Below are 12,057 nucleotides of genomic sequence, written 5' to 3'. Positions count from 1 at the left end.
CCCGTCTGTCAACCGTACTGCTCTTCCATCCAGGCTTCCAGGATCAGCTGGGCGGAGACTCCGTCCACGCTGCCTTTATCCAGCGCCCGATAACCTCCCCGCTCGAACAGACGCGCCCGCGCATCCGTGGTGGTGAGCCGCTCGTCCTTGAACTCCACCTGCTTGCCGAAGCGGCCGTGCAGCCGGTTGCCGAATTTGCGGGCCCGTACCGTGATCTCCTGTTCGGTGCCGTCCATGTTGAGCGGCAGGCCGACAACCAGCAGGTCCGGTTGCCACTCCTTGAGCAGCTTGTCGATGTCGTCCCAGTTGGGGATGCCGTCGTTGGCCTTGATGGCGCGCAGGGGCTGGGCCGTGCCGGTAAGCTCCTGACCGATGGCCACCCCTATGCTTTTGGTGCCGTAGTCAAAGCCCATGATACTGCGTGATGACATTGCATTGATTCCTCAAAATGCCTCGCGAAATGCGTGGCAAACGGCATCAGCTGTGGCCGATGTCGCTGGATAGATGGATGGGGTTGACCCCTATGCTGGCGGCGGCCTGCTGCCAGCGCTGATGGATCGGGGTCTTGAATACCAGATCCGGATTGGGCGGTATCACCAGCCAGGCACCGTCGACCAGCTCCTGCTCCAGCTGGCCGGCGCTCCAGCCGGCATACCCGAGCGCCACGAGCCAGTGGGCGGGGGCCTCCTCGGTACCCAGGGTTTCCAATATATCCTTGGAAGTGGTGACCATGAGCTCATCCCCCACCTGCAGGGTGGAGTTGAAGCCGGGTCGGAAGCTGTGCAGCACGAAACCGCGGTCGGCGTGCACCGGCCCTCCCTGCAACACCGGCTGCTTGAGCTCGGGGCTGGGGGGCGGCGCCAGTTTGAGCTGGGTCAGCATGGCATCCAGCGACATGTCCACCGGGATGTTGACCACCAGCCCCATGGCACCCTCTTCGCTGTGTTCGCACAGGTAGACCAGCGAACGCTCGAAATAGGGATCGGAGAGGCTCGGCATGGCGAGCAGGAAGTGATTTTGCAGTGTTTGCATATGGGCCAAATATTGCAAAGGTATTTGGGTCAATTATGGCAGTTCGCCGAGGCGGGCAAAACCGCTTTTTACCGCTTGCGGGCCGGTTCCCCGCCGCAGTCAGGATGGAGATAACACCATGGAAGGTATTTCGATCAGACAGAAGTTGATCCTGGGCTGTGTGGTACCCCTGCTGGCACTGGTGCTGCTGGTGATCGGGGCTGTCCAGGCAATGTCCCAGCTGATGGCTGGCATGAACAGCATGTATCAGGGGGAGGTGGTGCAACTCAAGGAGCTCAAGCAGATCGCCGATCTCTACGCGGTCAAGGTGATCGATGCGGCCAACAAGGCCAATGTGGGGGGCTTTGACCCCGCCAGATCGCGCGCAGACATGAGCGCCGCCCAGCAGGAGATCAAGCGCATCTGGCAGGATTACCGCAGCCAGCCGATGAGTCAGGCGGAGCAGCGGGAAGCCGACCAGATGCAGGGGCTGTTTGCGGCGGCAGACCGGGAGATTGAGACGGTGATGCAGATCCTGGCCGACATGCAGGGGAGCAATCAGGGGCAGCTGGCCGCTCATATCATGCCGCTCTATCGGGTGATCGACCCGGTCAGCGACGGGATCAGCGCCCTGGTGGAGTATCAGCTGAAGGAGGCCGAGAAGAACATGACCGAGCTCAACGGGCTCAGGGTGCAGCTCAACCGGTTGTTTGTCTTGCTGCTGGTGGTCGGCGGCGCCTGCATCCTGTTCTTCGGGGTGTGGGCCGGGCGCAGCGTCAGTCAACCCCTGGCCGCCATGGGCGGGATCTTGCGCGGCATGCAGACGGATCTCGATTTGAGCAAGCTGGCACCGGTGCTGCGCAAGGACGAAATGGGCGGGCTGGCCCACTCCCTCAACGACGTGATCTGCCATTTTCGCGAGCTCATCACCCAGATCAACGGCATGGCGGAGCAGCTTGCCAAGGAGTCGGCCCAGCTGGCCCATATCGGTGTCGAGAGCCGCCAGCGCTTTGCCCAGCAGCAGGCCGAGACCGATCAGACCGCGACGGCCATGAACCAGATGAGCGCGACCGTGGCGGAAGTGGCCAACAGCTCCAACAACGCTGCCGATGCGGCGCACCATGCCGACGGGAGTGCCCGGCACGGTCACCAGATAGTGGCGGACGCCATCCAGTGCATGTCCGGGTTGTCGTCCCAGATCCAGAATACGGCGGCCATGATCACCCAGCTGGCCGATGACAGCCGCAATATCAGCAGCGTGATGGACGCCATTCGCGGCATCGCCGAGCAGACCAACCTGCTGGCGCTCAACGCCGCCATCGAGGCGGCGCGGGCCGGTGATCAGGGACGGGGTTTTGCGGTGGTGGCCGACGAGGTGCGCACCCTGGCCCAGCGAACCCAGCGCTCCACCGAGGAGATCGGCAAGACCATCGTCAAGTTGCAGCAGGGGGCTACCCAGGCGGCTTCCAGCATGGAGCTGGGGCTGGATCAGGTGGAGCAGTCCAACCGCACCGTGCTGGCCTGCGGTCAGGCGCTCGGCGAGATTGTCAGTTCGGTCAACGTGATCAACGAGATGAATACCCACATCGCCACGGCGGCGGAGGAGCAGAGCAAGGTGGCCGAGGACATCAGCCGCAACGTGGTCAATATTGCCCACATCGCCAGCGAATCGACACAGGCCGCCTCCCAGTTGAACCAGAGCTGCCACGAGCTGGAACAGCTCTCCAGCGAACTCAAGGTGAAGGTGGGGCAGTTTCGCTGTTGATGGGGCAGAGGCAGGAAAGAGCAAAGGCAGGATGGAAAAAACAGGATAGAAAAGAGGCGGCCCCGGGGCCGCCTCTTTTTATTACCGCTCGCTCACTAGAGCGAGCCGCAATTTAACTGTGGCTGGCTCAGGCCTTGGCCAGCCGACGCTCGATGGCATCCATCAGCATGCCGGTGATGTGCACGTCGAAGGCGGCTTCAATCTCGCGGATGCAGGTCGGGCTGGTGACGTTAATCTCGGTCAGCCGATCGCCGATGATGTCGAGACCGACGAAGATGAGCCCCTTCTCTTTCAGCGTCGGGCCCACCGCGCGGGCGATGGCCCAGTCGGCTTCGCTCAAGGGGCGCGCCTCGCCACGGCCGCCGGCCGCCAGATTGCCGCGGGTCTCACCTTGCGCCGGAATGCGTGCCAGGCAGTAGGGTACCGGTTCACCGTCCACCACCAGCACCCGCTTGTCGCCATCCTTGATGGCGGGCAGATAGGTCTGCGCCATGCAGTACTGGCTGCCGTGCTCGGTGAGGGTCTCGATAATCACGCCGACGTTGGCGTCATCTTCCTTCATGCGGAAGATGGAGGCGCCACCCATGCCGTCCAGCGGCTTGAGGATCACGTCCTTGTGCTTCGCGTGGAAGGCGCGCAGCTTGTCGGCTCTGCGAGTGACGAGCGTGGTCGGGGTATGCTCGGCAAACCAGGCGGTGTAGAGCTTCTCGTTGGCGTCGCGCAGGCTCTGCGGCTTGTTGACGATGAGGCAACCCTCATCCTCGGCCCGCTCCAGCATGTAGGTGGCGTAGATGAACTCGGTGTCAAACGGCGGATCCTTGCGCATCAGGATCACGTCCAGGCTGGAGAGCGGCTGATCCACCACCTCGCCGAGGCTGTACCAGTCGGCATAGTCATATTTGACGGTGAGCGGACGCATGGTACCGAAGGCGCGACCGGCCTCCATGTAGAGGTCTTTCATCTCCAGATAGAACAGCTCGTAGCCGCGCTTTTGCGCCTCTTCGAGCATGGCGAAGCTGGAGTCCTTCTTGATGTTGATGGCCGAGATGGGGTCCATCACGATGCCGAGTTTAATGGTCATCCGCTGTTCCTTCTTAATGGCTCGAGGGGGTTGTAGGGTCGATTAGCGCAGCGTAATCGGCCGCTTGCGGCTGCATCGAGGTTGCCATGGGGCAGCTCGATGCGGCCCATGGTATCAAGCGAGATCGCCGAAGCGGCACTGCAGCGCAGTAATCGCCGTCAGGGCGGCGGTTTCGGTGCGCAGCACCCGCGGCCCCAGCAGCATCTCTTTGAAATCTTCCTGCACGGTACGGGCGATCTCGTCGCCGGACAAGCCCCCTTCCGGGCCGATCAGCAGGCGCACGCCGTGCTCAGGAATCGGCAGGGTGTTGATGCTGTAAGGGGCGCGCGGGTGCAGGTTGAGCTTGAGCTCCTGGGTCTCTTCTGCCAGCCAGGTGTCGAGCTCCATCGGCATGCGCACTTCGGGCACGGTATTGCGGCCGCACTGTTCGCAGGCGCTGATCACCACCTTCTGCCACTGTTCGCGTTTTTTCTCCAGTCGGTCTGCCGGCAGCTTGACGCCGCAGCGCTCGGAGAAGAGCGGGGTGATGCAGGTGACGCCCAGCTCCACCGATTTCTGGATGGTGAAGTCCATCTTGTCGCCGCGGCTGATCACCTGACCGAGGTGGATGGCCAGCGGGGACTCTACCGAGCGGGTGTCGCAGCTGTCGATGGTCACTTCCACCGACTTCTTGCCTACATTGGCGATGGTGGCGGGGTACTGGTTGCCGTCGCCGTTGAACAGCTCGAGCTGCTGACCCGGCTGCATGCGCAGCACCCGGCCGATGTGGTTGGCACCGTCTTCCGACAGGGCAAGGGTCTGGCCCACCTGCAGGGCGGCCGGTTCATAGATACGTGGAATGCGCATGGCTCAGTGTCAGTCTCTGGTTCAAGAAGAGGGATTTTAAATCCCTTGTGTCCATAGATGGGGTTATCGGCACTGCTTTTCAATAAAGGGGTTGGTATTGCCCTGCAGCTTGCCGATGCGGCGGTTGCGCTCGCACTCCCAGCCGTCGGCCGGGTACTGCCTGTCCCAGGCTTCGAACAGTTTACGCTGTTGCGCCGCCAGACGCAGCCCATACTGCTGGCTCATGTAGAGGTAGGCGCGGGCGATCTGGCCGCGTACCGGCCCCTTGGGCGGCTGCACCTGGCGATTTTTGAAGTCCACCAGCATCCGGCACTGACCGTACTGATCCGGGGTGCCGTTCCAGTCGGAGAAGCGGAAGTTGGCCCGATCGCCGTTCACCTCGCCGATGGCGGGGAAGAGGTTGTGCATGTCCCCCTCCATCTGGTTGAACTCGTCGCTCTTGCCACAATTCTTGCGACCACCCTGCTGCCAGCACTGCAGCTGGTGGCCGAACTCCCAGGCCGGCACCACGTGCTCCCACTCGATGCGGGCGGCGCGCTTGGGCTGCTTGCGCGGCTCATAGCCGCAGCTGGCCAGATCCGGGCTCATTTTCTTGCCCTGATAGTCAATCTTGCAGCCGCAGTAGAAGGTGACCGGGTGATCCTGATAGAGGCGGTTCAGATCCTGTTTGGCGGCGCGAAAGGTCTGGGCATGCAGGGGCAGACTGACCAGCAGGGTCAGGACGAGAGAGAGCAGGGGACGAAGCATGGTGATCCTTGGCAAATGAGATGGTTGGCGGAAAAATCAGAGAGGCACCCTAGCACAGGGACGCGACACCGGCTGGCTTACTGCGACGAGCCAACTCGCTCCAGCGGCTGCTTGCAGCGGCGGCAGTGGTAGCGGGCCTCGCCGCGCACCACCTTGTTGTGGCGGCGCACCGACAGCTGATGCTGCTGGCAGAGGCAGCGATAGGGGATGGTCCGCTGCGCCAGGACCGCCAGATCGAAGCTGTGGGTGGTTCTGGGCTCAAGGCCGAACACCCCCCGCATCACCGATTGCCACTGGCGGCCGTGGGGCAGCACCCGCGATCTGCCACGCCCTTCCCCCCACAGGGCATAGACCAGTAGGTGGGCCACCTCGTGGGGCACCACCTCGGCCAGAAACGCCTGCTGGTTGGCCTGGTAGAGGGCCGGGTTGAAGCGCAGCTCCCATGTTTGCAGCCGCGCCGACCCTGCCGCCCGACCGCGCATGTTGCAATGGACTCGCGGGCGGGGAAAGGGGCGGCCAAGGCGTGCTTCGGCCTGCACAAAACAGGCGTCGACACGGGCGAGCAACTGCTGGTGCAGGGGGGGATCGAGGCGGGTGGCGGTGGCGGACATCGGGTTCTCGGCAAATGGCGGACAAGCAAAAGGGGAGCCAGGCTCCCCTTTATACCACAAGCGTGACGCTTACAGACCGGCGGCGGAACGCAGCAGTTCGGCCTTGTCGGTCTGCTCCCACGGGAACTCGTTGCGACCGAAGTGACCGTAGGCGGCAGTGGCCTGGTAGATCGGGCGCTTCAGATCCAGCATCTGGATCAGGCCGTACGGACGCAGTTCGAAGTGCTCGCGTACCAGCTTGACCAGCAGATCCTCGGCAACCTTGCCGGTGCCGAAGGTTTCGACGCTGATGGAGGTCGGCTCGGCCACGCCGATGGCGTAGGAGATCTGGATTTCGCAGCGATCGGCCAGACCGGCGGCGACGATGTTCTTGGCCACGTAGCGGGCGGCGTAGGCAGCGGAGCGGTCAACCTTGGACGGATCCTTGCCGGAGAAGGCGCCACCACCGTGACGGGCCATGCCGCCGTAGGTGTCGACGATGATCTTGCGACCGGTCAGACCGCAGTCACCCATCGGGCCGCCGATGACGAAACGGCCGGTCGGGTTGATGAAGTATTTGGTGTCCTTGTTGACCCACTCGGCCGGCAGCACCGGCTTGATGATCTCTTCGCGCACCGCTTCCACCAGATCCTTGTGGCTGATGGATTCGGCGTGCTGGGTAGACAGCACCACGGCATCCACACCGATGATCTTGCCGGCGTCGTCGTAGGCGAAGGTCAGCTGGCTCTTGGCATCCGGACGCAGCCACGGCAGGGTGCCGTTCTTGCGCACTTCAGCCTGACGCTTCACCAGCAGGTGAGAGTAGGTGATGGGGGCCGGCATCAGCACGTCGGTTTCGTTGGTGGCGTAGCCGAACATCAGGCCCTGGTCGCCCGCGCCCTGTTCCAGCGGATCGCTGCGGTCAACGCCCTGGTTGATGTCCGGGGACTGCTTGCCGATGGCGTTCAGCACGGCGCAGGAGTCGGCATCGAAGCCCATGTCGGAGTGGGTGTAGCCGATGTCGCGCACGGTGTCGCGCACGATCTGCTCGATGTCTACCCAGGCGGTGGTGGTTACTTCACCGGCCACCATGACCATGCCGGTCTTGACCAGGGTCTCGCAGGCGACACGGGCCTTGGTGTCTTGCTTGAGGATGGCGTCCAGGACCGCATCGGAGATCTGGTCCGCAATCTTGTCGGGATGGCCTTCGGAGACCGACTCGGAAGTAAACAGCTTTGCCATGATGGGATTCTCAGCTTGTCTGGGGTTATCGCCGCAGCAATAACCGGGTGATGATAGGATGATTGTAGAGGTATCTACATCTGGACGTCCATTTTAGTTAGCGCCCCCCTCGATTGCCAGCACTATTTTGGTTTTACCGCCCCCTGGCCGAACAAGATCCGCGCTTTACCCCATTTGGGGTGTAAAGCGGTTACGGCTCAATCGTTTGCCCCGTCAAGAAAAGCGATTGAGCTCCCAAAGCCACTTTATTCGCCCAGATAATATTTGCACGCCGCGCCCCCTGCTGGGACAATAACGCGCCTTAATCTTGGCCATCAAATGAAGCAATCGCAGGAGATACAGATGCCTTCTCGTAAAGAGCTTGCCAATGCCATTCGCGCATTGAGTATGGATGCCGTTCAAAAAGCCAACTCCGGTCACCCGGGCGCCCCCATGGGAATGGCGGATATCGCCGAAGTGTTGTGGCGCAGCCACCTCAAACATAACCCGAACAACCCCAAGTGGGCCGACCGCGACCGTTTCATTCTCTCCAACGGCCACGGCTCCATGCTGCTGTACTCCCTGCTGCACCTCTCCGGTTATGACCTCTCCATCGACGATCTGAAAAACTTCCGCCAACTGCACTCTCGCACCCCGGGTCACCCGGAGTACGGTTACGCGCCGGGCGTTGAAACCACGACCGGTCCGCTGGGTCAGGGCATCACCAATGCCGTCGGCATGGCGATCGCCGAGAAGGCCATGGCCGAGCAGTTCAACCAGCCGGGTCACGACATCGTTGACCACTACACCTACGCCTTCATGGGCGACGGCTGCCTGATGGAAGGTATCTCCCACGAAGCCTGCTCCCTGGCCGGTACCCTGCAACTGGGCAAACTGATCGCGTTCTGGGATGACAACGGCATCTCCATCGACGGTCACGTGGAAGGCTGGTTCACCGACGACACCGTCAAGCGCTTCGAAGCTTACGGCTGGCACGTGATTGCCGCCGTTGACGGCCACAGCCCGGAAGCGATCAACGCCGCCATCGAAGCCGCCAAGGCCGAGACCGGCAAGCCGACCCTGATCTGCTGCCGCACCATCATCGGTTACGGCTCCCCGAACAAATCCGGTTCTCACGACTGCCACGGCTCACCGCTGGGCAACGACGAGATCGCCGCCGCCCGTGCCTTCCTGAAGTGGGACCACGCGCCGTTCGTTATCCCGTCCGACATCGCTGCCGAGTGGAACGGTCAGGAGAAGGGCGCCAAACTGGAAGCCGACTGGGCTGCCAAGTTCGCCGCCTATGAAGCCGCTCACCCGACCCTGGCTGCCGAATTCAAGCGCCGTACTGCTGGCGAACTGCCGGCCAACTGGGCCGCTGAATCCGCCAAGATCATCGAAACCCTGCAAGCCAACCCGGCCAAGATCGCGACCCGCAAAGCCTCCCAGAACTCGCTGGAAGCCTTCGGCAAGCTGCTGCCGGAGTTCATGGGTGGTTCTGCCGACCTGGCGCCGTCCAACCTGACCATGTGGTCCGGTTCCAAGTCCCTGACCAACGACGATGCCTCCGGCAACTACATCCACTACGGTGTACGCGAGTTCGGCATGTCCGCCATCATGAACGGTATCGCCCTGCACGGTGGTTTCATCCCCTACGGCGCCACCTTCCTGATGTTCATGGAATACGCCCGCAACGCCCTGCGCATGGCCGCTCTGATGAAGCAGCGCGCCATCTTCGTTTACACCCACGACTCCATCGGTCTGGGTGAAGATGGCCCGACTCACCAGCCGGTCGAGCAGATCGCTTCCCTGCGTCTGACCCCGAACATGAGCACCTGGCGTCCGTGTGACCAGGTTGAATCCGCGATCGCCTGGAAGCACGCCATCGAGCGTACCGACGGCCCGACTGCGCTGATCTTCTCTCGTCAGAACCTGGCCCAGATGGACCGTACTGCTCAGCAACTGGCCGATACCGCCAAGGGTGGTTACGTGCTGAAGGATTGCGCTGGCAAGCCTGAGCTGATCCTGATCGCCACCGGTTCCGAAGTGGAACTGGCCGTGGCCGCCTATGAGCAGCTGACTGCCAAGGGCAGTGCCGTGCGCGTGGTCTCCATGCCGGCCACCGACGTGTTCGACGCTCAATCTGCCGAGTACAAAGAGTCCGTCCTGCCAGCCTCCGTCACCAAGCGCGTGGCCATCGAAGCCGGTATCGCCGACTACTGGTACAAGTACGTCGGTTTCGGCGGCAAGATCATCGGTATGACCACCTTCGGTGAGTCCGCACCGGCCGAGCTGCTGTTCAAGGAATTCGGCTTTACCGTGGAAAACGTGGTTGCGACCGCTGAATCCCTGTAATCGCTGAATATTGGGTCAAGCTGACTCAATAGCCGGAACAACAAACGCCCTCCATCGCAAGATGGAGGGCGTTTTTTATGGCTGCTTGAGGATGACGAAATAGCGTGTGAGCCGATACGGGAGGTATTCAGATCGATTACTTGATCAATCTCGCTTTTTCTTTTGAATTTGCTTTCAAGTTTGGCGTCATACGATACCATGCTGGGCGGCTTACCCCCGTCATTACAAGGCATAAACCAATATTCGGTAGCGTCCATTGAACAAGCCTGGTTGGCAACGTTCGGGCTATTTGATGGTTGCCGGCTGCTTGGTGTCATGCAGCAGGGTTGTCGGGATGGTGGTCAGTTTCTCATGAAGAGTTCTTGATTATAAAAATGTCATGTGACGTATATCTGAAATGGAGTTTCCCATGTCTTGTTCCATTGTCATCAATCAGTCAGCACAGAAACTACAAGTAAATAAGGACAGCTACGATCTGGGAAGAATATCGAACGTACAGGTTCGGGTCCTTTCCTGGAAAGATAAAATACTCAATATGATTATGTTGGGAGCCATTGCTTCCAGTTTACTGTTCATATTTGTGCCAACGGATGCACAAGGTCAGGTTATTACGTGGATTCTTCCTGCTATCGCATTTTTGATTGGTGCATGTCTGGCACTGGTGATAAGTACCAAGTATGAGTTTCGGTTGGAGTTCAGGCATTCTGATGAGGTAGGAGTGCAATGGTTCACGGCTGCCAAGAGTCGAGCCGAGGGTGACTTTACATTGTTCAAACAGTGGGAAGCTGAACTGAAGCACCATATTCGATAGCGTGTTATTGGCCCGCAGGTTCGATTAGCGAAGCGTCATCGAACGTTCGCATATCTGCGTCGATGCCATAATATCCCTTCCTGTTACCAAACAAGAGACCGGCATATAGCCGGTCTCTTTTTATTATTCAGGGCATGTATTATGCCTGCGGCGGGGTGCTTTCCGCATTGGACATCACCGCATCAATCTGCACCAGGGCGCCGGCAGGCAGCTCGCTCACGCCAATCACGGTGCGGGCGGGCAGATAGGCCGGGAAGTATTTGGTGTAGATGGCATCCACGTCCGCCAGATCCGCGATGTTCTTCACCTGGATATTGACCTTGACGATATCGTCCATCACGTGGCCGATGCTCTCGACGATGGTCTTGATATGGCCGAGGCACTGGGCGGTCTGCTCCTTGACACAACCGGTCAGGATCTTGCCGGTGGCCAGGTCAACCGGCAGCTGGCCGGCGATGTGGTTGTAGTGGGAGAAGGCGACGGTCTGGGTGTGCAGCGGGCTGCGCGGTGCCTTGTCGGTATTGCGGGCGCTGATCACCAGATTGTGTCTGTCTTCCACCAGCTGTGGCGGGGTGCCGTCACCGTGGGAGATGACCGCATCCATCTGCACTCGGGCGCCCTGCGGCAGGGCGGAGGCGACGATCACGCTGCGCGCCGGCAGGTAGGCGACGGCACGGGCAATGGCAGAGTCCGGGAAGAAGGTGGTGTAGACCTCGTTGACGGCCTCCAGATCGGCCAGGCTGGTCAGATAAACGGTGACCTTGACGATATCGTCAAACGGCACATCGATGCTCTCCAGCACGTGCTTGATGTTGCGCAGGCACTGACCAGCCTGCTGCTGGATACCACCGGCGACCAGCTGGCCCGACGCGGCATCGACCGGCAGCTGGGCACCGATATTGTTGTAGTGGGAGAAGGCGACGGTATGGGTCGAGAGCGGATCCTGCGGCGCCTTGTCGCTGTTGCGGGAGAGCTTCAGCAGCGGGCAGGGAGCCTGCGGAAAGGTGCCTTCACCGTTGGAGATGAGCGCGTCCATCTGCACGGCGGCGCCGAGCGGCAGACCGGCCACTGCCAGCACGGTGCGGGTCGGCAGCAGGTGGGGGAAGAACTCGCCATAGACGGCGTTGACCGCGTCGAGATCGGCAATCTCTTTGAGAAATACCGTGATTTTGACCACGTCATCCATCACATGATCGATGCTCTCGACGATGGCCTTGATATTGGTGAGGCACTGTCTGGCCTGCGCCTTGATATCCCCTGCGACCAGTGCGCCCGTTTTCGGGTCGACCGGCAGCTGGGCGGAGATATTGTTGTAGTGGGAGAACGCCACGCTCTGGGTGCTGGGGCTCAGATCCTGCGGTGCATTGGCGGTATTTCTGGCTGACTTGATGATGGTACCACTCATGGCGATACTCCTTTTTCGTTTTTGATGTAGGGTCAGGCCGCGTTGCTCTTCCCTGGCCGAATGTGCCACGCGGGGCGATACCCATGATGGCGGCAACAGTTGCCCGTTCCCGCCGCAGGGCGACGGGGCAAGGGACCATGGTCATCACTGTGTAAAGCCTTGTGCCGGTGCCGCCGGCGCGTGCATACGGATAAGGGAGAAATAAATCGGCTTGATGATTCAGAC

11 protein-coding genes are annotated in these 12,057 nt (G+C 61.0%); 3 read left to right on the top strand and 8 right to left on the bottom strand.

What is annotated here, in order from left to right; translation table 11 throughout:
• Positions 1 to 8: 8 nt before the first annotated feature.
• Both ruvX and OKB87_RS20960 read right to left on the bottom strand, forming a co-directional pair.
• The gene (gene ruvX, locus OKB87_RS20965; protein WP_270828444.1) at positions 9 to 431 is read right to left on the bottom strand and encodes a Holliday junction resolvase RuvX; all 423 of its coding nucleotides are present in this window, start codon (positions 429 to 431) and stop codon (positions 9 to 11) included.
• Positions 432 to 477: 46 nt separating this feature from the next.
• Positions 478 to 1,032 carry a YqgE/AlgH family protein gene (locus OKB87_RS20960; RefSeq protein WP_016351591.1) on the bottom strand — a complete coding sequence of 185 codons (555 nt, stop codon included), beginning with the start codon at positions 1,030 to 1,032 and terminating at the stop codon, positions 478 to 480.
• Positions 1,033 to 1,150: 118 nt separating this feature from the next.
• Between OKB87_RS20960 and OKB87_RS20955 the strand changes: the two genes are divergently transcribed.
• Positions 1,151 to 2,776: a methyl-accepting chemotaxis protein gene (locus OKB87_RS20955; protein WP_270828443.1), complete on the top strand. Its 1,626-nt coding sequence runs from the start codon at positions 1,151 to 1,153 to the stop codon at positions 2,774 to 2,776.
• Positions 2,777 to 2,903: 127 nt separating this feature from the next.
• Here the strand turns inward: OKB87_RS20955 and gshB are convergent, their stop codons facing one another.
• From gshB to metK, 5 genes are all read right to left on the bottom strand, one after another.
• Complete coding sequence (gene gshB / locus OKB87_RS20950) at positions 2,904 to 3,857, bottom strand: glutathione synthase (RefSeq protein WP_016351589.1); 954 nt, start codon at positions 3,855 to 3,857, stop codon at positions 2,904 to 2,906.
• 114 nt (positions 3,858 to 3,971) lie between these two features.
• Positions 3,972 to 4,703 carry a 16S rRNA (uracil(1498)-N(3))-methyltransferase gene (gene rsmE, locus OKB87_RS20945; protein WP_270828442.1) on the bottom strand — a complete coding sequence of 244 codons (732 nt, stop codon included), beginning with the start codon at positions 4,701 to 4,703 and terminating at the stop codon, positions 3,972 to 3,974.
• Between the two features lie 63 nt (positions 4,704 to 4,766).
• Positions 4,767 to 5,450, bottom strand: coding sequence for an endonuclease (locus tag OKB87_RS20940; protein WP_044800517.1), 684 nt, complete (start codon positions 5,448 to 5,450; stop codon positions 4,767 to 4,769).
• Positions 5,451 to 5,527: 77 nt separating this feature from the next.
• Positions 5,528 to 6,061 carry a SprT family zinc-dependent metalloprotease gene (locus tag OKB87_RS20935; RefSeq protein ID WP_270828441.1) on the bottom strand — a complete coding sequence of 178 codons (534 nt, stop codon included), beginning with the start codon at positions 6,059 to 6,061 and terminating at the stop codon, positions 5,528 to 5,530.
• 69 nt (positions 6,062 to 6,130) lie between these two features.
• Positions 6,131 to 7,282: a methionine adenosyltransferase gene (gene metK / locus OKB87_RS20930; RefSeq protein WP_201903417.1), complete on the bottom strand. Its 1,152-nt coding sequence runs from the start codon at positions 7,280 to 7,282 to the stop codon at positions 6,131 to 6,133.
• 342 nt (positions 7,283 to 7,624) lie between these two features.
• Between metK and tkt the strand changes: the two genes are divergently transcribed.
• Both tkt and OKB87_RS20920 read left to right on the top strand, forming a co-directional pair.
• A complete protein-coding gene (gene tkt, locus OKB87_RS20925) occupies positions 7,625 to 9,616 on the top strand; it encodes a transketolase (RefSeq protein WP_270828440.1) in 1,992 nt (663 codons plus the stop codon).
• A 409-nt stretch (positions 9,617 to 10,025) separates the two neighbouring features.
• On the top strand, positions 10,026 to 10,427 hold the full coding sequence (locus tag OKB87_RS20920) for a hypothetical protein (RefSeq protein WP_024945982.1): 402 nt from the start codon (positions 10,026 to 10,028) through the stop codon (positions 10,425 to 10,427).
• A 139-nt stretch (positions 10,428 to 10,566) separates the two neighbouring features.
• Here the strand turns inward: OKB87_RS20920 and OKB87_RS20915 are convergent, their stop codons facing one another.
• Entirely contained in the window at positions 10,567 to 11,832 is a 1,266-nt protein-coding gene (locus tag OKB87_RS20915; protein ID WP_270828439.1) for a RidA family protein, read from the bottom strand.
• Between the last annotated feature and the right edge of the window lie 225 nt (positions 11,833 to 12,057).

The organism is Aeromonas sp. Y318-1, from assembly GCF_027706125.1.
GTDB classification, from domain to species: domain Bacteria; phylum Pseudomonadota; class Gammaproteobacteria; order Enterobacterales; family Aeromonadaceae; genus Aeromonas; species Aeromonas hydrophila.
This window is presented reverse-complemented; position numbering and strand designations above follow the sequence as displayed.